The 21,513-nt window shown below is 62.5% G+C and carries 19 protein-coding genes and 1 pseudogene; 9 read left to right on the forward strand and 11 right to left on the reverse strand.

What is annotated here, in order from left to right; all coding sequences use genetic code 11:
* Positions 1–16: 16 nt before the first annotated feature.
* The 4 genes from lapD to AAEQ75_RS17055 form a co-directional block, all read right to left on the reverse strand.
* Complete coding sequence (gene lapD, locus AAEQ75_RS17040; RefSeq protein ID WP_343349850.1) at positions 17–1,957, reverse strand: cyclic di-GMP receptor LapD; 1,941 nt, start codon at positions 1,955–1,957, stop codon at positions 17–19.
* A gap of 9 nt (positions 1,958–1,966) precedes the next feature.
* Positions 1,967–2,647, reverse strand: a complete 681-nt coding sequence (gene lapG, locus AAEQ75_RS17045; RefSeq protein WP_179545156.1) for a cysteine protease LapG — start codon at positions 2,645–2,647, stop codon at positions 1,967–1,969.
* Positions 2,648–2,799: 152 nt separating this feature from the next.
* The gene (locus tag AAEQ75_RS17050) at positions 2,800–3,198 is read right to left on the reverse strand and encodes a YbaN family protein (protein WP_106733960.1); all 399 of its coding nucleotides are present in this window, start codon (positions 3,196–3,198) and stop codon (positions 2,800–2,802) included.
* Positions 3,199–3,243: 45 nt separating this feature from the next.
* On the reverse strand, positions 3,244–3,828 hold the full coding sequence (locus AAEQ75_RS17055) for a YecA family protein (protein WP_106733961.1): 585 nt from the start codon (positions 3,826–3,828) through the stop codon (positions 3,244–3,246).
* A 171-nt stretch (positions 3,829–3,999) separates the two neighbouring features.
* Between AAEQ75_RS17055 and recQ the strand changes: the two genes are divergently transcribed.
* From recQ to AAEQ75_RS17075, 4 genes and pseudogenes are all read left to right on the forward strand, one after another.
* The gene (gene recQ / locus AAEQ75_RS17060) at positions 4,000–6,132 is read left to right on the forward strand and encodes a DNA helicase RecQ (RefSeq protein ID WP_106733962.1); all 2,133 of its coding nucleotides are present in this window, start codon (positions 4,000–4,002) and stop codon (positions 6,130–6,132) included.
* 90 nt (positions 6,133–6,222) lie between these two features.
* Positions 6,223–7,383, forward strand: a pseudogene (locus AAEQ75_RS17065) (diguanylate cyclase domain-containing protein).
* Between the two features lie 131 nt (positions 7,384–7,514).
* Positions 7,515–7,946: a MarR family transcriptional regulator gene (locus tag AAEQ75_RS17070; protein WP_106733964.1), complete on the forward strand. Its 432-nt coding sequence runs from the start codon at positions 7,515–7,517 to the stop codon at positions 7,944–7,946.
* 278 nt (positions 7,947–8,224) lie between these two features.
* On the forward strand, positions 8,225–10,318 hold the full coding sequence (locus AAEQ75_RS17075) for a FimV/HubP family polar landmark protein (protein ID WP_430523423.1): 2,094 nt from the start codon (positions 8,225–8,227) through the stop codon (positions 10,316–10,318).
* Positions 10,319–10,373: 55 nt separating this feature from the next.
* On the opposite strand, the gene AAEQ75_RS17080 is transcribed toward AAEQ75_RS17075, so the two are convergent.
* Positions 10,374–12,560, reverse strand: a complete 2,187-nt coding sequence (locus tag AAEQ75_RS17080; protein WP_343349855.1) for a patatin-like phospholipase family protein — start codon at positions 12,558–12,560, stop codon at positions 10,374–10,376.
* 71 nt (positions 12,561–12,631) lie between these two features.
* Here AAEQ75_RS17080 and AAEQ75_RS17085 point away from each other — a divergent pair, with 71 nt between their 5' ends.
* Entirely contained in the window at positions 12,632–12,919 is a 288-nt protein-coding gene (locus tag AAEQ75_RS17085; RefSeq protein WP_179576274.1) for a SelT/SelW/SelH family protein, read from the forward strand.
* A 129-nt stretch (positions 12,920–13,048) separates the two neighbouring features.
* Positions 13,049–13,525, forward strand: a complete 477-nt coding sequence (locus AAEQ75_RS17090; RefSeq protein ID WP_430523424.1) for a hypothetical protein — start codon at positions 13,049–13,051, stop codon at positions 13,523–13,525.
* Between the two features lie 115 nt (positions 13,526–13,640).
* Here AAEQ75_RS17090 and AAEQ75_RS17095 read toward each other — a convergent pair whose 3' ends face one another.
* From AAEQ75_RS17095 to AAEQ75_RS17105, 3 genes are all read right to left on the reverse strand, one after another.
* Positions 13,641–14,492, reverse strand: a complete 852-nt coding sequence (locus AAEQ75_RS17095) for a DMT family transporter (RefSeq protein ID WP_343349858.1) — start codon at positions 14,490–14,492, stop codon at positions 13,641–13,643.
* Complete coding sequence (locus tag AAEQ75_RS17100; protein WP_106733969.1) at positions 14,489–14,824, reverse strand: tRNA-binding protein; 336 nt, start codon at positions 14,822–14,824, stop codon at positions 14,489–14,491. The genes AAEQ75_RS17095 and AAEQ75_RS17100 overlap by 4 nt, the downstream gene beginning before the upstream one ends.
* Positions 14,825–14,976: 152 nt before the next feature.
* The gene (locus AAEQ75_RS17105; protein WP_343349859.1) at positions 14,977–15,723 is read right to left on the reverse strand and encodes a helix-turn-helix transcriptional regulator; all 747 of its coding nucleotides are present in this window, start codon (positions 15,721–15,723) and stop codon (positions 14,977–14,979) included.
* Between the two features lie 134 nt (positions 15,724–15,857).
* Here AAEQ75_RS17105 and AAEQ75_RS17110 point away from each other — a divergent pair, with 134 nt between their 5' ends.
* Positions 15,858–16,670: a UDP-2,3-diacylglucosamine diphosphatase gene (locus AAEQ75_RS17110; protein ID WP_017677391.1), complete on the forward strand. Its 813-nt coding sequence runs from the start codon at positions 15,858–15,860 to the stop codon at positions 16,668–16,670.
* Positions 16,667–17,695 (forward strand): glycosyltransferase family 4 protein, encoded by a 1,029-nt coding sequence (locus AAEQ75_RS17115; RefSeq protein ID WP_343349860.1) that lies wholly within the window; start codon positions 16,667–16,669, stop codon positions 17,693–17,695. The genes AAEQ75_RS17110 and AAEQ75_RS17115 overlap by 4 nt, the downstream gene beginning before the upstream one ends.
* Positions 17,696–17,849: 154 nt before the next feature.
* Here AAEQ75_RS17115 and AAEQ75_RS17120 read toward each other — a convergent pair whose 3' ends face one another.
* The 3 genes from AAEQ75_RS17120 to AAEQ75_RS17130 all read right to left on the reverse strand — a co-directional run bounded on the left by AAEQ75_RS17120 (position 17,850) and on the right by AAEQ75_RS17130 (position 20,369).
* Positions 17,850–19,238: an adenylate/guanylate cyclase domain-containing protein gene (locus AAEQ75_RS17120; protein ID WP_343349861.1), complete on the reverse strand. Its 1,389-nt coding sequence runs from the start codon at positions 19,236–19,238 to the stop codon at positions 17,850–17,852.
* A 158-nt stretch (positions 19,239–19,396) separates the two neighbouring features.
* On the reverse strand, positions 19,397–19,984 hold the full coding sequence (locus tag AAEQ75_RS17125) for an HD domain-containing protein (protein WP_343349862.1): 588 nt from the start codon (positions 19,982–19,984) through the stop codon (positions 19,397–19,399).
* 67 nt (positions 19,985–20,051) lie between these two features.
* Positions 20,052–20,369 carry an Mpo1-like protein gene (locus tag AAEQ75_RS17130; protein ID WP_106733975.1) on the reverse strand — a complete coding sequence of 106 codons (318 nt, stop codon included), beginning with the start codon at positions 20,367–20,369 and terminating at the stop codon, positions 20,052–20,054.
* Between the two features lie 130 nt (positions 20,370–20,499).
* Between AAEQ75_RS17130 and AAEQ75_RS17135 the strand changes: the two genes are divergently transcribed.
* Positions 20,500–21,513 (forward strand): AraC family transcriptional regulator, encoded by a 1,014-nt coding sequence (locus AAEQ75_RS17135; protein ID WP_343349863.1) that lies wholly within the window; start codon positions 20,500–20,502, stop codon positions 21,511–21,513.

Raw genomic sequence — 21,513 nt, forward strand, 5'->3', positions numbered from 1 at the left:
CGGGTTACAGAAGCACTCACTGCCATGGTGCCGGTGCGCCGATCAGACGGCCCATGGCGCCGTGGATGCCCAGTTCGGTCAGCACTGCGAGTTCCTCTTCGGTTTCCACCATCTCGGCGATCAACGGCAGGTCGATGTTGTTGGTGGCGCGGAAGATCGCTTCGATGAACATCCGCTTGTCGCCCTCCTGGTCGATGGCGCGGATGTAGGTACCGTCGATCTTCAGGTACGCCAGGCCCAGGTGGGTGAGGTTACCAATCAGGCTGAAGCGCCCACCGAAATGCTGCAGGCCCAGGCTGAAACCTGCCTCACGAATCGCCTGGCTCAGCGCTTCCAGCTCGGCGGGTGGCGGTAGGTGGCGTTCATCGACTTCCAGCGTCATCAGGTGCGCTACGTCTTTGTGCCTGTTCAGCGCATCCAGCAGGCGCGCTTTGTCCTGTTGATTACGCAGGGTCGCGGCAGACAGGCTCAACGCCAGAGGGCGAGGATGTTGCGTCAGGTGCTCCAGGCTGTGTTCGAGCATCGCCAGATCGAAGCGCGCGGTCCAGCCCAGGCGCTCGATCCAGGGCAGGAAGCGCCCGGCGGTGATTGCTTCGCCGGCTGGATCAAGCAGGCGTGCCAGGACCTTGTGCTGCATGAGCCTGCCCGTCGCGCATTCGGCGACAGGCTGGAAATATAACTGCAGTTTGCCCTGAGTCAGCGCATCGTCGATCCAGCTGCGCCAGTCATGCAAGCCCTGAGTGGTCCGGGCGGTGAAGTCGTCGAGGCGTTCCCAGCACTTGTCGGTGTTGCTCTGTGCCTGAGCTAACGCCTGGTCCGCGCGACTCAGCACCACCTCGCTCTGTTCGCCGGGACGAAAGGCGGCAATCCCGATGTGGGCAACGGGATCGCAGTCGCTGGCACCGGTCTGCTTCAGGCTGTTCAGCGCTTCGCTTAGCTCACTGGCCAGGCGCTCTGCGTCCTCGCTATTGAGACCGGGCGCCAGCAGCGTGAACTCGCCGCCGCGGTTGCGCGATGCCAGCCATTGGCTGCGCCCTGGTAGCGCCAGCAGTTGTCTGAGTTGATCGCCCAGCGCGGCGATCAGCGCGTCGGTGCGTTGACCACCGAGACGCTGGTTGAGGCCGCCCAGGTCGTTGAGGCGCAGCAGCAACAGATAGCCATCTGGATGCTGCTCGTTGATCACCAACTGGTTGCTCAGGCGTATGTCGAACTGACGGCGGTTGGCCAGGCCGGTGAGACTGTCCTGATAGGCTTCTTCGCGCAATTTCTCGCTGCGCGTGGCCTCTTCGGCGAACAGCGTCTTGAGCTTGTCGACCATCTGGTTCATCGCCAGCACCACACGTTTGAGTTCCGGTGTGCGTGGCACGCGGGGCAGGGTGAGAAATTCACGGCGAGTAATGGCCTGCGCCTGCTGCACCATGTTGTCCAATGGTCGCAGTTGGGTACGCAGCAGCCAGCCGCCGAGCACGGCACTGACCAGGCCGCAGAGCAATAGCCAGAGCAAGCTGCCAATGGCGCTGTCCCACAGGCGGGCGAGGGCGAACTGCGGGTGGCTTAGCACTTCGACCCGTGCTGCCTGCTCCCAGCCGCGCATGATCAATGCATCGCCACCCTGGGGCCGCAGATCGACCAGGTCGACGAACCAGTCGGGTACGTTTTCGGGTTTGATCTCGGTGCTGCGCTCGACGATCACGCTGTCGTCGGCGATGCGCACCACGCGAATGCTGGTGAAGTAGCCACTGTCGAAGATCGAACTGACCATCAGCTCGATCATCGCCGGATCGTCCACGTGCGGGGTCAGCGACAGGCCCAGTGCCGTGGCGGCATCCTGAGCGTGCGAGCGCAGTTGACTGATCGACTGTTCGCGCGAGCTTTCGACACTGGCGATGAAGCTGCCGGTGAAGGCAACCACCAGGAACAGGCAGATGGCGAGGAACAGTTGTTTGAGCAGGGACATGGTTTCCTCCTAGCCTTCGCCCACGGCGAAACCTTCGGCATGCATTTTTTTCAGGATGTCCTGCCAGCGCGAGAGCTTCTTGGAGTCGCTCTTGCGCGTGTTCGAACCGGGCAGGTAGAGGCCTTCGGCATTGAAGGCGTACACCGGCAGCAGGTCGTTGCGTTGTGAGGCAGGGCGGATGTCGTTGATCAGGTTGTCCAGTACCAACGGCTCGGCAGTGGGGCTGGCGTAGTAGGTCAGCACCATGTGCGCCTGGTTGTAATTCAGCGCCTTGACGTAGGTGATGCGCAGCTTCTCGCTGGGGATACCGAGGCGGCGCAGGGTGAAGTACTTGGCGATGGAGTAGTCCTCGCAATCGCCTGCGCCCTTGACCAGCATTTCTACTGGCGTGGCCCAGTAGTCGTTCTCGCGCCAGAGTTGGATGTCATCGACGAAGCGGATGGTGCGGTTGAAGAAGCGATTGACCTCGTTGAGCTTGTCCGCCTCGTTCAGGCTGGCGCTGCTCTTGATCAACTCTTCCCAGTCGAGAATGCGTTTGCGAGCCGGGCCGAGGTTGCCGTAGCGGGTTTCCGCGTTCTTCACGATCACGGCAAAGTCCCAGTCGGCGACTGCCAACGCGGCCAGCAGCGCGCCGCCAATCCACAGGATCAGCAGCCGCCACCGCCATCCCTGAACGCGCAGCCGTCGCATGGGGTCGTCGTCTCCAGGCTCGATTGACAGAGTCTAGGCGAGGTGTCGGATTTTTGCCGGCCGCTTCGTTAGAGCAAGGAAGTAGCGTCAAAAGCTTGTCGAAGAGGTGGCTGGTAGCCGTAGCCGAATGCAATCCGGGATGCGTTTAGCGCTCAGGGATTGGGCAGGGTTTTCTGCTTGAGGATGTACAGGCTGACCAGCACCGCACTGCTCAGCATGAATACGCGCGCCCAGAGCATGGGCACCAGATAGCAGGAAAAGCTGATGCTGGCCCACATCAGCACCAGGGCGTAGATCTTGCCCTTGAGCGGGATGCCCTGGCCTTCCAGGTAATCGCGAATCCATGGACCCAGGTGCGGGTGGGTGACCAGCCAGAGGTAGAAACGCCGTGAGCTGCGTACGAAGCAGGCCGCCGCCAGCAGCAGGAACGGCGTGGTCGGCAGTACGGGCAGGAAGATGCCAATGACCCCGAGGGCCACGCTCAGCCAGCCGATGCTCAGCAGCAGGTAGCGGACACTGCGGTGGCGGCTTGGCTGGATATCACGCGGCATGTGTGGGTCTTGGCGGCAGCCGGGGCTGGGCCCCGGCTGGCACTGTCAGTGGCGGGGTTTGAGCAGCGCAGGTTTTTCTTCCGGAGCCTGGCACAGCAGGAAGAGGGCGGTCAGCAGCTCGGGAATCTGGTCGATCATGCTATCCACCAGGTCGCGGTCGCGAGCGATCTCGGCAAATTCCTGCTGCTCGTCGAACAGACCCGAGCCGACCATGATCGGCAGCAGCAGCTCGCTGACTTCGTCTTCGGCATCTTCGAACCACACGGCTTCACGCAGGAACACGCCTTCCATGAAACCGATGCACCAGCCGCGCAGGTCGGAGTCGTCCGGCTCTTCGCCGAGGTCCAGGTCGCAGGGCAGTTCAGGCTCTTCTTCGCCAGCCAGCTGACGGGCGATATGCGCCTTCAGGTGGATCAGGGTGCTTTCGATCTCTTCGCGTTCGGCGTCGCTGCGGTAGTGCGGCGGCTCAGCGAACAGCGCGTCGATCCACTCGCGGTCTGGCACCTGATCGGGGCAGATCGCCAGGGCTGTCAGGTAGCCATGGGCGGCCACGTAGTCCAACGCCTCTTCGTGCAGCTCATCGGCATCGAGAAAGGCTTGCAGGCGGGACAGTTGCTCAGCGAAGGACATCGTGGGGTTACCTTGAGGCTTAGGGGATAAACGAGGAAGGATTCTAGTTCACCGCTGCCTCTGCGACCAGCGCGGGTGCTCTACTGACGGCGATTCAACGGCTTCGGACGGGTAGGCGCCCTGTTACCTGCGATCCTGCGGCATAATGCGCGGCTAGATTTGGAGGCCTTCATGCTCGACCACGCCATGCGCATTCTCAAAGACGTTTTCGGCTACGACGCCTTTCGCGGCAATCAGGCCGCGATCATCGAGCGTGTGGCTGGCGGCGGCGATGCCTTGGTGTTGATGCCTACCGGCGGCGGCAAGTCGCTATGCTTCCAGGTGCCGGCACTGATGCGCGAGGGTCTGGCGGTGGTGGTTTCACCGCTGATCGCCTTGATGGACGATCAGGTGGCCACCCTCGACGAGTTGGGTGTGGCAGCTGTGGCGCTGAATTCCACCTTGAGCCCTGACGAGCAGCGCGAGATCGCAGACCGTATCCGTCGCGGGCAGATCAAGATGCTCTACCTGGCGCCCGAGCGCCTGGTGCAGCCGCGCATGCTGAGTTTCCTGCAGGGCCTGGATATCGCCCTGTTTGCCATCGATGAAGCGCACTGCGTGTCGCAGTGGGGGCATGATTTCCGGCCTGAGTACCTGCAGCTCGGTCAGCTTGCTGAGCTGTTTCCCAATGTACCGCGCATCGCCCTGACCGCCACCGCGGACAAACGTACCCGTGAGGAAATCGTCCAGCGCCTGCATCTGGATAACGCCGAGCGCTTTCTGTCGAGCTTCGACCGGCCGAACATCTTCTATCGCATTCAGCCCAAGGATCAGCCGCGCAAGCAACTGCTCGGTTTTCTCGCCGCGCGCAAGGGCGATGCCGGCATCGTCTATTGCCTGTCGCGCAAGAAGGTCGAGGAGGTTGCCGACTTTCTCAGCAGTCAGGGCTTCCCGGCCTTGCCTTATCACGCCGGCCTGCCCAACGAATTGCGTGCCTTCAATCAAAAGCGCTTTCTCAATGAGGAAGGCCTGATCATGGTGGCCACAATTGCCTTCGGCATGGGCATCGACAAGCCCAACGTGCGCTTCGTCTGTCACCTCGATCTGCCCAAATCGCTGGAAGCCTACTACCAGGAGACCGGTCGCGCCGGTCGTGACGGTCTGCCGGCCGATGCCTGGATGGCTTACGGCCTGCAGGACGTGATCTTCCTCAAGCAGATGCTCAACAATTCCGAAGGCGACGAGCGCCACAAACGTATCGAGCAGCACAAGCTCGATGCCATGCTCGCCTTGTGCGAGGAAACACGCTGTCGCCGTCAGGCGCTGCTGGCCTACTTCGATGAAGAATTGCCCAACCCCTGCGGGCATTGCGATAACTGTATCGATGGCGTCGAGACCTGGGATGCCACCGAGCCGGCGCGTCAGGCGTTGTCGGCGGTCTACCGCAGTGGCCAGCGCTACGGCGTCGGCCATCTGGTGGACATTCTGCTGGGCCGTGACAACGAGAAGATTCGCGCCGCGGGTCATCAGCACCTGGCAGTGTTCGGCGTCGGCAAGGGTTTTTCCGAAGTCGAGTGGCGAACCCTGTTCCGCCAGTTGGTCGCCCGCGGCTTGGCCGATGTCGATCTGGAAGGTTTCGGTGGTTTGCGCCTGAGTGAGACCTGCAGGCCGCTGCTGCGTGGTGAGGTCAGCCTGCAACTGCGTCGTGAGCCCAAGCCGGCGCAGGCGGCCAAGGCCTCCAGTAGCGCTGCCAGCCAACTGGTGCGCGGCCATGAGCGGGACATGTGGGAGGCGCTACGCAGTCTGCGTCGTAAGTTGGCCGAAGAGCACAGCGTACCGCCGTACGTGATCTTCCCTGATGCCACGTTGCTGGAAATGTTGCGCAGCCAGCCCAGCTCGCTGAGTGAAATGGCCGAGGTCAGCGGCGTCGGAGCGCGCAAGCTGGAACGCTACGGCCAGGCCTTCCTGGAAGTACTCAATGGCAGCGGCGCGGATGACACGCCACCGCCGGTGGCCGATCTGCGTCATGAGCTGGTCAGCCTGGCTCGCGCCGGTATGACCCCGACGCAAATCGCCGGCCAGTTGGGTTGCACCGAAAAGAACGTCTACAGCCTGCTAGCCGAGGCAATCGCCCAGCAGCAACTGACTTTGGAGCAGGCGCTGGATCTTCCTGAGGAACTGTTGGGCGAGATTCAGGAGACCTTCCTCGATGGCGAGGGCGAATTACCGGCGGTCAGCGAGATTGCCCCGCTATTCGCCGGGCGGGTCGACGAAGCGGTGCTCTACTGCGTGCGTGCGGCGCTGCAGGCCGAGTTCGAGATCTAAGCGTCCTCGGTGAAACTTGGCAGCCTGATTCTGGCGGCATTTCGCTCGCAGGGCTAAGGTGTGGGCAGGCCGCCATATAACGAGGTGAGGGTGCCTGACTATCACGCCTGGTACGACGAGGTTCGTCCGAGCCCTTATGCCGAGCAGTTGAGCCTGGGGTTTCGGCGGTTGCGTTTTTCCCGCGCTCTCGAGCGTGAATATCGTGCGCATATGCTTGAGGACGGCTTCGAACTCAAACGTATCGCGCTCTGCGTCGCCACGGTCATCTGGCTGGCCCTGACGGTGCTGGACATGTTGGTGGTGCCTGCATCGCACCTGGGCTGGGTGATCGCAGTGCGCCTGGTGGCGCTGGTCATCCTGCTGGTTTGCGCGACCCTGATCCTGCGGCGGCGCCACAGCCATCTTCTGTTGCCGCTGAGCATGATCTGTATCCTCGTGCTCGGCGTGGGGGCAACGGTGATTGTCGGTATCGCTCATCGCGCCGACCCTGGCTACCCCTATGAAGGCCTGCTGCTGGTGAGCATGGCGGCGTACTTTCTGGTCGGCCTGCGTTTGAGCGAGGCCCTTGCCTGTTCTCTGGTGGTGTTGCTCGCCTATGTGCTGGCGGAATTGGCTGCAGGGCTGCCGGCTCCACGATTGATCAACAACCTGCTGTTCCTGGGGTTCGGTAATCTTATCGGCGCCGTCGGTTGCTACCTCCTGTAATACAAATCACGCGAGCATTTTCTGATCAGCCGCCTGATGCATCTGCTTGCCCACCACGACAGCCTGACCGGGCTGCACAACCGTCGCAGCTTCAACCGGCAGTTCGAGCGTCTCTGGCGCCAGGCGCAGCGTGAGGGTATATCGCTGGCACTGCTACTCTGCGACATCGACCATTTCAAGGCATACAACGATTGCTACGGCCATCAGGCTGGCGACGCGGCTTTGCAGCGTGTCGGAGCACTGATCGAGCAGGCTGCGCGGCGGCCACTGGATATGGGCGTACGGCTTGGCGGTGAGGAGTTCGCGCTGTTGTTGTTCGACATCAGCGCCGATGAAGCCAGGCTACGGGCCGAGGCTTTGCGCCATTCGCTGGAGGAAGCGGGCATTGCTCACCGCGGCTCCGGGAGCGCCGATGTACTGACCATGTCCATCGGCATCGCTTGCCTGAGCCCCGATAGCCAACCTGAATTTAGCCAGCTGTACGAGCAGGCTGACCGAGCGCTATACGAGGCAAAGGCTTTCGGGCGTAACAGGGTTGCGGTCTGAATTGGAGTGGTGGGCAAGGTGTCGGTCGCATTCTGCAATGCACGTGGCGCAATCTGCGCTTGCCCTGTGCATCGGGTTATGGCTAGCTGGCTAATAATTAGTTTTTGACCTTTGTATGAGTCCGCTTGCCCATGTCTTATCCCGATCAACATCGCTTTGCCATGCAGGTTGCCCAGCTTTCCCGTGCCTGGCGTTCCGAACTCGACAGGCGCCTGGTGGGCCTTGGCTTGTCCCAGGCTCGCTGGCTGGTGCTGCTTCACCTGGCGCGTTTCAGCGAAATGCCGACCCAGCGTGAATTGGCGCAGAGCGTCGGCGTAGAAGGGCCGACTCTGGCGCGTCTACTCGACAGCCTCGAAAGCCAGGGGCTGGTGATTCGTGTGGCGGTACCCGAAGACCGCCGTGCCAAGAAGATTGCGTTGCAACCGAATGCGCAGCCTCTGATCGAGAAGATCGAGGCGATTTCCACCCAACTGCGCCATGAGGTCTTCGCCGGTATCGACGAGGATGATCTGCGCCGCTGTCAGCAGGTGCATGCTCGAGTGCTCGGCAACCTGATGAAGTGACTACCTGGATCGTCAAAAAACCGATCATTTTTTGATCGGATGTTTTTTTGTGCCTAGTTTTTGACTGATTCAGCTTGATGGCACTGTGCTTTCGTCGGCAAACTGGCGTCCAAGCCGCTACTTTGTGAATTAGTAGCCATAATGCAATTCGAGGCGGTCTCGACAAGGACCTTGTCGCTCGTTCTCGGAATTATCAAGGGCGCCAGCCTCCCGGCCAAGGGAAGCTCAGACAGGAAGTCGAGGAGGGGGCGTTCGAGCCGGATAAGCCTGGAGGTCACATGGCTCGGGTGCGTCAGTTAATGTTGGGTTTGGCGTCGGGGTCCGCTCTCTATTCGGGAATGGCGCCAGCGCTCGGTCTGGGTGAAATCACGCTCCATTCGGCGCTCAATCAGCCTTTCGAGGCGGAAATCGAGCTGCTCGAATTGGGCGACCTGGGCGCGCAGGATCTGCGTGTCGGTCTGGCCTCGGCCGAGGTGTTCAGCCGTTCGGGTGTCGAGCGCTTCTACTTTCTCAATGACCTGCGTTTTACGCCGCTTCTGCAGGGTTCACGTAACGTGATTCGCGTGGTGTCCAACCGCCCGGTGCGCGAGCCATACCTGAACTTTATCGTCGAAGTGGCGCGTCCCAACGGCCAGCTACTGCGTGAATACACGGTTCTGCTCGATCCACCTGGCTCTTCGGCTTATTCCGCTGTAGCCGCGCCAAGCGCTGCTGCCGTATCGCAACCCTCTAGCCGCACCGCTGCACCAGCCTCGTCAGTCAGAGCGGTTACGCCGCCGAGTGCATCTGCTGGGCACCGTCATCAGGTCAGCCGTGGCGACAGTCTTTGGTCCATCGCCGCGCGTCTGCGTGAGCAGGGCAGCACGTTGTCTCAACAGACGTTGATGGAAGGCATTCTTGCTCTCAACCCGAATGCCTTTGCTGGCGGCGATCCAAGTCGTCTACAGGCTGGCGCCGACCTGCTGCTGCCGGATGCCGCCCGTGCGGAGGCTGTCCAGCCGACCGCTGCTCCGGTCGCTGCCGAGGCTGCACCTGCGCTCGCTGAAAACACTGCCGAAGGGCCTGTAAGCGCACCTCTGGCTGCCCTCGAATCCGCACCGCAACAAACCGAAAGCCTGGAGCTGTTGGCCGAGAAACAGCGCCAGGTCGATCTGGAGCTGGCCAACCAGGCCGCGGAAAACCTGCAACTGCAACAAGGGCTGGCGCAACTGCAAGTTCAACTGCAGCAGTTGCAGGAGCAATTGGCGCAGAAGGACGCTCAGTTGGCTGAGCTTGCAGCGCGTACGCCGGCCGAGCCGGTCCCCAAGCCCATTGCCGCCGCGCCGGTCAGTATCGAGCAGGCGCCCGCAGAGCGTGGCTGGTGGTCGACATTGTTGGCCGGTGGCATTGGGCTTCTGCTATTGCTCGGTGCGCTGTTCTGGGCTGTGCGGCGCCGTGGCGAGAAAACCAAACCGGTGGTGCAGGTCCAGCCAAAGGCGCAGCCACCTCAGCAACCGCCTCGTCCGCAACTCGCGGCGGTTGCTGTTCCCGTTGATGCTGCTCCGGTGGCCAAGGCTGTCCCGACGCCAGTCCCGGTACGTGCTCAAGGGCCGGTCGACCCGCTCGAGGCGGCCAATGTCTACATTGCCTACGGTCGTGTCAGCGAGGCGCGTGGTGAGCTGAGCAAGGCACTGGCTCAGGACCCGCAGCGCAGCGATCTGCGCTTCCGTCTACTGGAGGTGCTGGCGCTGTTGGGCGATGGGGCGGGTTTTGCGCGTGAGGAGGCCGTGCTGCGTGCCGAAGAGTTCGACACCGCACGCATCGATGCGCTGAAGGCGCGTCATCCTGATCTGCTGGCGAGTCAGCAGGCTCCGACCGAGCCTGTGGCTGCGCTGCAGCCGGCGGCAGCGCCTGCGACTGAACCTGATTTCCAGCTCAACCTCGACGACCTGTCGCTGGATGCCGACTGGGATCTGGTCAGCCCTTTCCTTGCTGCCGCCAAGGCCAAACCCAAGGCCGCTGCAGAGCCGGAGTTCGACCCGTCGTTCGCCAGCAATCTGCAGGAGCTGCCGGAGGTGTTCGAGCTGCATCATGAAGACGAGCAGTTGAGCGCTTTCGGTGAGATGGAAATGGTGCTGAGCGATGACGCGCCGGGGCTGGATGACAACTTCCTCGACGTTTTTGCCGGCGATGCTGATGCCACTGCCGCGCTGCAGGGCGATATCGATCACCTGGCAGGCAACCCGGAGCATATGGCCCAGCTCAACCAGGCGCTGGCTTATATCAAGCAGGGCGATATCGCCACCGCCTGCGACATCCTCAACGAGGTGATCGATCACGGCGATGACGAGCAGAGGAAGGCCGCGCGCCAGTTGCTGGCGGAAATCGCCTGACAGACTTGTGCTGCTAAACCTGACGAGGCCGCGCGTATGTCGCGGCCTCGTCGTTTCAGAAACTCTTGCCCAGATTGAGATACAGCGCCTTCTCCCGCTCGTCGCTGAAGCCGTAGCTGAAGTTCAGCGGGCCTAGCGGGGTGTCCAGGCCGAGAAAGATGCTGGCTGCATTGATATAGCCACTGTCGAAGGCGTTGTCGTTGTTCCAGGCGCGGCCGCGCTCCAGCGACATGCCCAGGTACAGCGGGAAGTTCAGCGGCAGCATCGAGGTTTGCGTCATGCGCCGGTAGTAGATCATCCGTGCCAAGGCCATGTTCTGGCCGCTCAGCGAGTCCTGGCGAAAGCCCGACAATTCCTGGGCGCCACCGAGGATGAAGCCCGAGGTGACCACCTCCGCCTGATCCAGGGTGCGCCCGTAGCGCCCACCGAACAGCCAGGTATTGGGGCCGTGGCTATAGGCCTTGTCCAGTTTCAGCTGCCATTGGCGATATTCCTCGTCCGAGCTCAGGCCGCGATCATACTTGCGCAGCATCAGACCGATGTCCTCGCCTGTGCGCGGGAAGTCGAGATTGTCCAGGGTGTCGAAGGAGTACAGCAGCTCGTAATACCCCTCGCTGAAACTGAAGCTGGGCAGGTCGCGCTCGCCGACGAGTACATCCGCCTCGCCCCAGGCCTGGGCGATACCGAAGCGAATCTCGCCGTTGTTGGCGATCTGCCGACCGAGGTTGAGACCGTAGCCGTAGCGCTCCAGGCGATATTCGGCGATCGGGTCGTTGTCCAGAATCGCTTCGACGTTCTGCGCCTCGCCGAGCAGGTAGGGCGCGACGAAGTAACGTGAGCCGGCGTCCAGCGGCTGATAGAACTCGCTGTAGAGCTCCTGGCGGTCACCCAACTGCAAGCGAGTCAGCCATTCGGCACCGAGCTCGTTGATGCCATTGATGCGGTAACTGGCGCCGATATTGAAGGCGCTGTCGCCGCGCATGTCGTCGGACAGGTTCAGCCCCAGGCGCAGATAGTCGGTGCCGGTGCGCTTGCCGCGGGCATCGATCACCAGGGCGCTACCGCGCTCGTCCAGTGGCTCTACGCGGTATTGCACGCGCTCGAAGTAGTCCAGACCGTAAAGGGTGCCCATGTCTTTTTGCAGGCGATCCATGTCCAGTGGCTCGCCGAGCGGCTGGCGAATGTGCCGGCGAATCACCGCGTCGCCGACTTTCGAGTCGTTCTCCACATGGATTTCGCGAATCACCGGTGTACGCTGTTCGCGCGAGCGCGCCATGGCCAGCGCCGGGTTGCCGGCACTGCCGGTGCGCAAGCGAGCCAAACGCTCTGCCTGAATCTGTGTGGCGCGATAGCCGGCCTCCATCATCTGCTCGCCCCGATTGAAGTCGGCAACGCCAAAGCCAGCCAGAGGTGGCAGGATCAGTACGTCGTCTGCTTCCAGCGTTTCGAGTTGCGCCTCGGAGTTCTTGCGCATCATCAGGTTGATCGACTGGTTCATCACGTCGACCACGGTGAGCAGCTCCTTGGCCGGTTTCAGTGGCATACCCAGGTCGACGACGATGACGTGATCGACGCCCATCTGTCGCGCCACGTCGATGGGCACGTTGTTGACCATGCCGCCGTCGACCAGCAGGCGGCCGTCCACTTCCACCGGGGCGAACACCGCAGGGATCGACATGCTGGCGCGCATCACCTGCGGTAGGTGACCGCTGCCCATGATCACCTGTTCGCCGGTGACCACATCGGTGGCCACGGCGCGATAAGGGATCGGTAGATGATCGAAGTCGCGAGTGGCACTGCGGTGTACCAGCAGACTTTCCAGCAGCAGCGCCAGGTTCTGGCCCTGGATCACGCCCAGCGGCAGGCCAAGGCTGCCGTCGTCGCGAAAGCTGAGCTTCTGCTTGATCAGAAAATCGCGGTCGTCCTGCTTGCGCCGGAAAGGTACGTCCTCACGTGGCGGTGAGTCGGACAGTGCCTGTTGCCAGTCCAGTTCCAGCGCCAGGCGTTCAAGTTCCGCCACCGAATAGCCGGCCGCGTACAGCCCGCCAACGATGGCTCCCATGCTGGTGCCGGCGATGGCGTCGATGCGAATACCTTGTTCCTCCAGCGCCTTGAGCACGCCAATGTGCGCCAGGCCGCGGGCGGCGCCGCCGGACAACACCAGGCCGACGCGGTCGGCGGCGATGACGGGCAGGCTGGAGAGAGCGAACAGGCAGAGCAACGAAAAGAGCTGGCGGCGCATGGCGGATTCCGGCAGGAGCAAAGACAAAGGCCGTTATTATAGGCATCAAGCCCCACAGTAGAGCCGCTGCCATGCCCGATCAGAAGCCCGAAATCGTCATCACCTATTGCACTCAGTGTCAGTGGCTGCTGCGCGCCGCCTGGCTGGCTCAAGAGCTGCTGAGCACCTTTGCCGACGAGTTGGGCCGGGTCAGTCTGGAGCCAGGCACCGGCGGCGTTTTTCGCATCCTCTGTGATGGCCAGCAGATATGGGAGCGCAAGGCCGATGGTGGCTTCCCAGAGGCCAAGGTGCTCAAGCAGCGGGTGCGCGATCTGATCGATCCAGGTCGCGATCTGGGCCACAACGACCGCGCCTCATAAGGTAATTATCAGAAGCTTTACCCCCTCTTTACACAGGGCTTACCCCGATCCAGCCACTGCGAGCGAATAATTTGCCTCGGGCCGATATGGCCATCCTGTGAGAGGTGAAGTATGTCGCTGCAACGCTCCGTGAGCCTGATATTGATGAGCCTGGTGCTTTCTGCCCAAGCGCTGGCAGGCCCGCCTGGTCCTGGCGGGCCAGCGCCAGGTGGCCCTGGTTGGGGTAAGTGGGGACCGGGCCCTGGCGGCCATCGCCATGGTTTGCCGGATGGCGCTCGTGAGCTGTGGATTGGCAGCGCGCTGTACTTCGTCGCAGCAGGCACCTACTACCTGTGGAACACCAACGCCCAGCGTTATGAGGTCGTCACACCGCCGCCAGTCATACAAGGCAACAGCGTCGCCAGCTATGAAGTGATCGCCTATCCAGCCAACGGGCAGAGTGTCGAGCAACAGGGGCGTGATCGTTATGAGTGCCATAGCTGGGCGGTGGGGCAGAGCGGTTTCGACCCTGCCACCACAACTCGTCCAGTGGGTGCCGACGCCACTGAGCGTTATCGCCGGGCATTAGGCGCCTGCCTGACGGGGCGTGGTTACAGCGTCAACTGATCAGCAGGGCGCATGTCTATTGGATGTTGCAGGAGCCGGTTCGCTGGCGATGATCACCGCATCGTCGGCAAACCGGCTCCTACATTTGCCTGCGTTGCAGCAAGGCGTTCAGGCGTCAACGCGCCATCCGCGCTGATACGAATATTGCGCTGACGATCAGCAGGCCGCCGGCCAGCATGCGCAGAGTCGGCTGCTCGCTGAACAGCCACCAGGCGAACAGAATCCCGTAGACCGGCTCCAGAGCGAAGATGACCGCCGTGGTGCGCGCCTTGAGCACGCGTAGGCTGGCGACGAACAGGCTGTGCGCCAGGCCCGTGCAAAAGATGCCGAGCATCGCCAGCCACAGCCAGTTTACCGGGCGCACGCTGGGCAGCAGTGGCCAGGCCAGCGGCAGGAAGCAGATCAGCACCGTGATGTTCTGGTACAGCGCAGCCTTCACCGGGTCGAGGCCACGTGTGCTGGCGCGGTTGAGCAGTGACAGTAGGGCGAACAAGAAGCCCGATAGCACGGCCCACAGCAGGCCGACGGTGGTGTCGCTGTCGAGACTGAATTCGGGCGTGACCAGAATCAGCCCCACGCATACCACGCCGACCATGGCGAACTCGCCGGGGCGGGTGCGCTCGCGAAACAGCAGGCCCTCCAGCAGGACGGTGAAGGCCGGGAAGCTGGCGAAGCCCAGGGTGGCGATGGCCACGCCGGAGACTTTCACCGCTTCGAAGAAGGTGACCCAATGCGTGCCCAGCAGCAAGCCGCTGAGTGCCAGCAGGGCCATCTGCCTCAGGCTAGGACGCACCGCATTGCGGCTGCGCCAGAGCGTGGCAGCCAGGCCCAGGGCGAGCACGGCAAAGAGTGCGCGGCCGCCTGCAATCATGTTCGGCGTGGTCGCCGCGAGTTTGCCGAAAATGCCCGACAGGCCGAACAGCAGGGCACCCAGGTGAATCGCCAGCAGGGCGTTACGCTGCGTCATGCCAGGCGCGCACCGTTGGGCAGTGGCTGGTCGAAACCTGCCAGGACGACGCGGTTCTCGCTGTCATAGACACCGGTGACCAGCACCTCCGAGCGCACCCCGGCGATTCGTTTAGGGGCGAAGTTGCAGACGCACAGCACCTGACGACCAATCAGCGCGTCGCAATCGTAATGCGCGGTGATTTGGGCGCTGGAGGTCTTGATGCCCAGTTCGCCGAGATCGACTTCCAGCACGTAGGCTGGCTTCAGCGCTTTTTCATTGGGACGAGCGTTGCGAATGGTGCCGACGCGCAGCTCCACCTTCTCGAAATCCTGCCATTCGATGGTTTGCATAAGGTACTCCTTCGATGATGTGGCGCAGTCTAGGGCCGCGCGCGATAGCTGTCTGTCGCGGGAGTGGTGAGTTTTGTCGCCAGGCTATCGAGGAAAGGTGCGGGCATCGTTAACGGCCGGATGCCCGGTGCACCCTACGGTTCGTGTGCTTGTTAACGCGTGCGGCGCAATTGCCGTGGCGTTATGCCCAGGTGGCGTGAGAGGGCGGCGGTGAAGGCGCTTTGCGAGCTGTAACCGACCCGTGCGGCGATTTCGCCAACCGCCAGGTCGCTGCCACGCAACAGCTGTTCGGCGAGTTGCAGGCGCCGTTGGCGAATATGTTCCATCGGCGTGCGCCCGGTCTCGGCGAGGAAACGCGCATGGAAGCGCGCTACCGACAGACCGGCCAGGCGTGCCAGATCCGCCACCTGCAGCGGATGCGCTGCGTGCTGTTCGATATAGCGATTCAGGGCTGTCAGCGGCAAGCCGGTCGTCTCTGCGTGCTGGCGGCTGCAGGCCAGGCTGCCGAGCAGCAAGGCCGCACCCTGGCTAGCGATGATTGGATCATTGATCGGGCTGCTGGCCAGCCAGTTGAGTAGCTGCCCCTGCGAGGGATCGAGTTGCAGTGCGTTGGGTTTGTCCAACAGACGCTGGATGTCGCTCGCATGGTGGCCAAGCTGGCGCTCCAGCCAGTCATTGGCCGGCAGGTCCAGCACCAGGCATTGGCTGCCACGCGGGCTGCCGCAGGTATGGCGCGCTTCGGCTGGTACCACGGCCAGGTGATGGCGCAGTACCTGACTGCCCTGGCCGTCCACTTCGAATTGCAGCTCGCCCGCCAAGCCGAACACCAGTTGCGCGTGGTCGTGGCTATGGCTGAGCACTTCGTGGCTGTAGTGACGCAGGGACATGATCGGGAGCATGGTGGTTTCCTCGGCAACCGCCGCAGTGTAACGCCTGGGCCGGGGCGATGCTGCGTCATCGAACGGTCTTTTTCCCGTCACAAGCCTTTCACCGCAACGCCTCAAGCTCGACTAAACCCAGCCGGAGGTCGCCCATGACCAGCGCTCAGCTCGCCAAGCCCAGCCGCAAGCAACGTGTCCGCACCCTGTGGATTTCCGACGTGCATCTCGGTACGCGTGATTGCCAGGCCGAGCACCTGGCAGCGTTTCTCAAGCGTTACCACGCCGACCGTATCTACCTGGTAGGCGACATCATCGATGGTTGGAAGCTGCGTGGCGGCATCTACTGGCCGCAGGCGCACACCAATGTGATCCGCCGCCTGCTGACCATGAGCAAGCGCGGCACCGAGGTGATCTACGTCACCGGCAACCACGACGAGTTCCTGCGTCGCTACTCCAGCCTGCTGCTGGGCAATATCCAGCTGGTCGACGAGGCCGTGCACGTCACGGCCGATGGCCGGCAACTGCTGGTCATCCACGGCGATCAGTTCGATGTGATTACCCGCTATCACCGCTGGCTGGCCTTTCTCGGCGACTCGGCCTACGAGTTCACCCTGACCCTCAATCGCTGGCTCAATCACTGGCGCAGCCGCTGGGGCTATGGCTACTGGTCGCTGTCGGCGTACCTCAAGCACAAGGTCAAGACCGCGGTGAACTTCATCAGCGACTTTGAGGAGGCCATCGCTCACGAGTGCGTCAAGCGCGGCCTGCAGGGCGTGGTCTGCGGCCATATTCACCATGCCGAGATTCGCCAGGTGAGTGGTGTGGAATACATGAACTGCGGCGACTGGGTGGAATCCTGCACAGCACTGATCGAGCACTGGGATGGGCAGATCGAGCTCTATCGTCTGGCCGAGGCGCAACTGGCCAGCGAGGAGCGGGCCGTCGCCCTCGAGACCGGCGCATGAGGATACTGATCGTCTCCGACGCCTGGGCGCCTCAGGTCAATGGTGTGGTCACCAGCCTGGCCGCGCTGGTCGGCGAACTGCGTGGGTTGGGTCATCAGGTCAAGCTGCTGTCGCCCGCCGATTTTCGCGCCGTGCCGTGCCCCACTTATCCGGAGATTCCGCTGGTGTGGGATCTGTGGCGCGTCGGTGCGGCGATTCGCAACTTTCGTCCTGACTGCGTGCACCTCGCTACCGAGGGGCCGTTGGGGTGGGCAGCGCGGCGTTGGCTGGTCAAGCGTGGGCTGGCGTTTTCCACGGCGATCCATACGCGCTTCCCGGAGTACGTCAGCACACGCTGGCCGTGGATTGCGCCGCGTTGGGGTTATGCCTTCCTGCGCTTTTTTCATCGCCCCAGCCAAGCCGTGCTGGTGACCACCGAGCGTTTGCGTGAAGAGTTCGCCGGCTGGGCTCTGCAACGGCTGCAATTGTGGCGCAAAGGTGTGGACACCCGACTGTTTCGGCCGGACGAGACGCGCCTCCGACCTGTGCGACCGGTGTTTCTCTACGTCGGACGCATCGCCCCGGAAAAGAACCTGCAGGCCTTTCTCAATCTGGACCTGCCCGGCGAGAAACGCGTGGTCGGTGACGGACCGCAGCGCGAGGCGTTGCAGCAGCAATATCCGTTGGTGCGTTTTCTCGGCTACCGCCATGGCCAGGCGTTGGCCGAAATCTATCAGCAGGCCTCGGTGCTGGTCTTTCCTTCGCGTACCGATACCTATGGCCTGGTGATGCTGGAAGCACTGGCATGCGGTACGCCGGTGGCTGCGTTTCCGGTGGCCGGGCCACTGGATGTGCTGCAGCAGGGGGGCAGTGGAGTGATGGCCGAGGATCTGCAAGCCGCCTGCCTGGCGGCGCTGGAGCTGGACCGGGGGCGTTGCGCAGAACTGGCGGCAGCGCAGTCCTGGCGCGCATCGGCGCTGGAGTTTCTGGCGTTGCAGCCGTTGATCGACGGTGAGCCAGTGTTGACCGAGGCAATGGAGGTTTAGGGCGTACCGGGACGCCGGCCGCTCGGAAGCAGTACGCCGTTGGATCTGTGCCACACCAAAGAACGGCGGACTGTTCGCTGGCGCTCCTGAGTACGCCCTACTGGTTGGATCTCGGGCGTTCCGCTCCGCCCTACGAGCGGGCGCCGTCTCGATCTTACAGAATGACCTTGTCGCGAAGCTTTTCGGCGGCCTGGTTGAGTGCCTGGATCACCCGTTCCTTGTCGAAGTTCTGAATACCGTTGGTGTCCAGGTACATGGAGAAGCCCGGTAGTTCGTGCTCGACGTAGCTGGAGGTGGCACCCAGGTCGCGGCGGAAGTCCACCACCTGGTAGATCTGTACCGGGCGGGTGAAGCCCTTGACCGTGATCTGGCCCTTGTCGCGGCACATGATCACGTCCTTGACCAGCGAATAGGTCTCGTGGGAGATCAGGATCTCGCCGGATTCGGCGGCGCTCTCCAGACGGCTGGCGAGGTTCACGTCGCGGCCAATGATGGTGTAATCCATGCGCGTGTCGGCGCCGAAGTTGCCCACCGTGCAGTAGCCGGTGTTGAGGCCCATGCGAATTTCCAGTGGTTTGGTGATGCCTTGGGCGCGCCACTGTTGGCGCAGCACCTTCATGTGCTTGCGCATGGCGATGGCCATGGAAACCGCTGCGACCGCATCCTTCTTGGCGCCATTGCTGCTGGGGTCGCCGAAGAACACCATGACGCAGTCACCGATGAACTTGTCGATGGTGCCGCCGTATTTCAGGGTGATCTTCGACATTTCATTGAGGTAGGTGTTGAGCAGGTCGGTCAGCGCCTCGGCTTCCAGCTCTTCCGACAGTTCGGTGAAGCCCTTGATGTCGGAGAAAAACACCGTGAGCTTCTTGCGCTGGGTTTCCAGGCGCACGCTTTTCTTGCCGGTGAAGATCGACTCCCACACCTGCGGTGACAGGTATTTCGCCAGGTTGCGCGCCAGGCGTGCGGCCTTTTCCTGCTCGCGCTTGATCTCGCTGCGCACCTGGGCCAGGCGCAGGCCTTGCTGGTTGACGAAATAAGCGGTGATGCAGATGTACAGGGTGGCGAAGAGGATGCTGACCAGCGTCACCAGCGTTGGAGTGTCGGTATTGGGATGAACGCCCACCAGCGCGGCGCACAGTGCCATGCCGCTGCTGGCCACCAGCAGCGACAGGCCAAGATAACGCAGCCCACCGATGACCAGTGCGCTGAAACACAGGATCAGTAGGAACATCAGGCTGGGTACGACGGAGAAGCTCAGCAGCACGCAGGACGCGCCTGCGTGCAGGGCGTCGACGAATAGCAGGGCCAGGTCGGTCTGCTGCGGATAGTCGCGCTTGAAACGGCGGCTGAGATTGTGCGCCAGATGGGGATAGAGCAGGGCGTAGGGTACCATCCACAGGATGTCGTAGCCGAAGTGTCCCACGTAGGTGCCGGCGGCAATACTGGCAGCCGTGGCGATATAGGCCAGCACGCGCGAATAGTATTCACGCAACGGCGGCGTCGGCAGCCCGTTGGCACGGCTGGGGGTTGCTGGCTTCATCTGCTGGAACTGTCCCTGCTGGATTTCTGGCGCCTCTACTGGACGCCTGGCTGGTCGGCAAGACCTGAGCCAGAGGCTCGCTGGGCGGCGATCATAACCAAGGGGGCGGCGGCCAGCCAAGCACGACCGTCGAACGGTGGCGCAGCAGAGGCCAGCGGTCAGGTGCTGGTGCTGTCCATGGCGGCCTGGTAGATGGAAATCTTCGGTCGGGCGAACACGCGCTGCAGCATGGGTTCGAAGAAACTTAGCGGCAAGCTTTCGTAGTCGGGGTCGAAGGCAGCCGCGTCGTACTTGGCACAGAAATCGATGGTCGCCTGGTATTGCGGGTGGTCCTTGAATTGCTCGCGCAGGTGGCGATCCATGCCCAGGTGGTGGAAGAAGTAATAGCCCTGGAAGATGCCGTGTTTCTCCACCATCCAGTGGTTCTCGGCACTGACGAAAGGTTTGAGGATGGCCGCGGCGATGTCTGGGTGGTTGTAGCTGCCGAGCGTATCGCCAATATCGTGCAGCAGCGCGCAGATCACGTACTCCTCGTCACGGCCGTCGCGATGGGCGCGGCTGGCGGTCTGCAGCGAGTGGGTCAGGCGGTCGACCGGAAAACCACCGAAATCGCCGTCGAGCAGGCGCAGGTGGGCGAGGATGCGAGCGGGCAGTTCGGCGGCGTAGGCGGCGAAGTCCTGAGCGATGATGGCCCAATCCTCGGCCTGGCCGTCTCGCATATGGGTGAAGCGGGCTCGGCTATTCATGGCATTTCTCGTTCTTGTTGTTCTGGGGCATGACGGTCAACCTTGCTGCGGTACGTGTGGCTGCGGGCTAGAAGCGGATACGGCCGGTAAAGGCATCCTTGAGCATCACCCAGTCGCCCATCAGGCTATACAGCGGGTAATCGAAGGTCGCCGGGCGGTTCTTCTCGAAGATGAAGTGGCCGATCCAGGCGAAGCCGTAACCGGCCAGAGGCATGGCCAGCAGCCACAGCCATTGTTGGGTAAGCAGGGCATAGGCGAGGATCGTCAGCACCAGCAGGCTGCCGACGTAATGCAGGCGGCGGCACACGGGGTTGCTGTGCTCCTGCAGGTAGTAGGGATAGAACTCGGCGAAGCTCTGGTAGCGCTCGGTAGTCTGGGCGGTCATGGCGCACCTCCTGTTATTGTCTCGGTTGAGTGTAGGGTGGCTGTCTCCATCGGCCACTGACTTAAAGTGCCAGTCTAGTATCCTTGCGCCGCCAACCATGGCCTTGCTGATTGATCATAAGAACAAGACGATGAGTGAAAGAACCACCTCCTCCAACTGGGCATTGGCCATCGTGCAGGCGCTGGAGCTGGGCGGCGTCGACTGCGTCAGCCTGTTCGCCGAGCTGGGCATGGAGTACGCCGCGCTGAACGATCCGGATGCACGTTTTCCGCAGGACGGCATGACCCGCCTGTGGCAGCGCGCGGTGGCGTTGTCAGGCAACCCGGCGATCGGCCTGAACATGGCGCAGGTGGTACGTCCGGCGTCCTTCCATGTGGTGGGTTACGCGCTGATGTCCAGCCGCAACCTGCGTGATGGTTTCACTCGTCTGGTGCGCTATCAGCGCATTATTGGTGAAGGGGCGGACCTGAACTTCCTGCCGCAACCCGACGGCTACGCGCTGACCCTGGCCATTCATGGCGACCGTTTGCCGCCGGCACGGCAGAGCGCGGAGGCTTCGATGGCCTACTGCCTGGCGTTCTGCCGTTGGATGACCGGCAAGTTGATCCGGCCGCGTGAAATTCGTCTGCAAGGCCCGGCCCCCGCTGATCTGGCGCCTTATCAGCAGGTGTTCCAGGCGCCGCTCAAGTTCAACGCCGAGCACTATGGGCTGATCTTCGAGCGTGCTGATCTGGAGACGCCGCTGCCCAGTGCCAATGAGGCGTTGGCACAACTGCATGATCGTTTTGCTGGCGAGTACCTGGCGCGTTTCTGCAGTAGCCGTGTCACCCATCAGGCGCGCCAGGTGCTGTGCCGCCTGTTGCCGCAGGGCGAGCCACGCCGTGAGGTGGTGGCGCAGGCGCTGCATCTGTCGCAGCGCACCTTGCAGCGACGCCTGCAGGAGGAGGGCACCAGCTATCAGCAACTGCTCGACGACACGCGCCGAGAGCTGGCCGAACAGTATCTTGGCCAGGTCGACCTGACGCTGCTGGAGGTCGCCTATCTGCTGGGCTTTGCCGACCCGAGCAACTTCTTCAGGGCGTTTCGCCGCTGGTTCGGAGAAACGCCTGGTGAGTATCGCAGTCGCCGTGGACTGGCCGGTTAA

Origin of the sequence: Pseudomonas sediminis, from assembly GCF_039555755.1 — a bacterium.
In the GTDB taxonomy this organism is placed as follows: domain Bacteria; phylum Pseudomonadota; class Gammaproteobacteria; order Pseudomonadales; family Pseudomonadaceae; genus Aquipseudomonas; species Aquipseudomonas mendocina_D.

Excerpts from the sequence above, each read along its gene's own strand:
- AAEQ75_RS17085 (WP_179576274.1), top strand. The coding sequence starts at position 12,632 with ATGCCCGATCAGAAGCCCGAAATCGTCATCACCTATTGCACTCAGTGT.
- AAEQ75_RS17075 (WP_430523423.1), top strand. The coding sequence starts at position 8,225 with ATGGCTCGGGTGCGTCAGTTAATGTTGGGTTTGGCGTCGGGGTCCGCT.
- AAEQ75_RS17050 (WP_106733960.1), bottom strand. The coding sequence starts at position 3,198 with ATGCCGCGTGATATCCAGCCAAGCCGCCACCGCAGTGTCCGCTACCTG.
- AAEQ75_RS17135 (WP_343349863.1), top strand. The coding sequence starts at position 20,500 with ATGAGTGAAAGAACCACCTCCTCCAACTGGGCATTGGCCATCGTGCAG.
- AAEQ75_RS17120 (WP_343349861.1), bottom strand. The coding sequence starts at position 19,238 with ATGAAGCCAGCAACCCCCAGCCGTGCCAACGGGCTGCCGACGCCGCCG.
- AAEQ75_RS17055 (WP_106733961.1), bottom strand. The coding sequence starts at position 3,828 with ATGTCCTTCGCTGAGCAACTGTCCCGCCTGCAAGCCTTTCTCGATGCC.
- AAEQ75_RS17100 (WP_106733969.1), bottom strand. The coding sequence starts at position 14,824 with ATGCAAACCATCGAATGGCAGGATTTCGAGAAGGTGGAGCTGCGCGTC.
- lapG (WP_179545156.1), bottom strand. The coding sequence starts at position 2,647 with ATGCGACGGCTGCGCGTTCAGGGATGGCGGTGGCGGCTGCTGATCCTG.
- AAEQ75_RS17110 (WP_017677391.1), top strand. The coding sequence starts at position 15,858 with ATGACCAGCGCTCAGCTCGCCAAGCCCAGCCGCAAGCAACGTGTCCGC.
- recQ (WP_106733962.1), top strand. The coding sequence starts at position 4,000 with ATGCTCGACCACGCCATGCGCATTCTCAAAGACGTTTTCGGCTACGAC.
- AAEQ75_RS17115 (WP_343349860.1), top strand. The coding sequence starts at position 16,667 with ATGAGGATACTGATCGTCTCCGACGCCTGGGCGCCTCAGGTCAATGGT.
- lapD (WP_343349850.1), bottom strand. The coding sequence starts at position 1,957 with ATGTCCCTGCTCAAACAACTGTTCCTCGCCATCTGCCTGTTCCTGGTG.
- AAEQ75_RS17105 (WP_343349859.1), bottom strand. The coding sequence starts at position 15,723 with ATGCTCCCGATCATGTCCCTGCGTCACTACAGCCACGAAGTGCTCAGC.
- AAEQ75_RS17070 (WP_106733964.1), top strand. The coding sequence starts at position 7,515 with ATGTCTTATCCCGATCAACATCGCTTTGCCATGCAGGTTGCCCAGCTT.
- AAEQ75_RS17095 (WP_343349858.1), bottom strand. The coding sequence starts at position 14,492 with ATGACGCAGCGTAACGCCCTGCTGGCGATTCACCTGGGTGCCCTGCTG.
- AAEQ75_RS17125 (WP_343349862.1), bottom strand. The coding sequence starts at position 19,984 with ATGAATAGCCGAGCCCGCTTCACCCATATGCGAGACGGCCAGGCCGAG.
- AAEQ75_RS17080 (WP_343349855.1), bottom strand. The coding sequence starts at position 12,560 with ATGCGCCGCCAGCTCTTTTCGTTGCTCTGCCTGTTCGCTCTCTCCAGC.
- AAEQ75_RS17130 (WP_106733975.1), bottom strand. The coding sequence starts at position 20,369 with ATGACCGCCCAGACTACCGAGCGCTACCAGAGCTTCGCCGAGTTCTAT.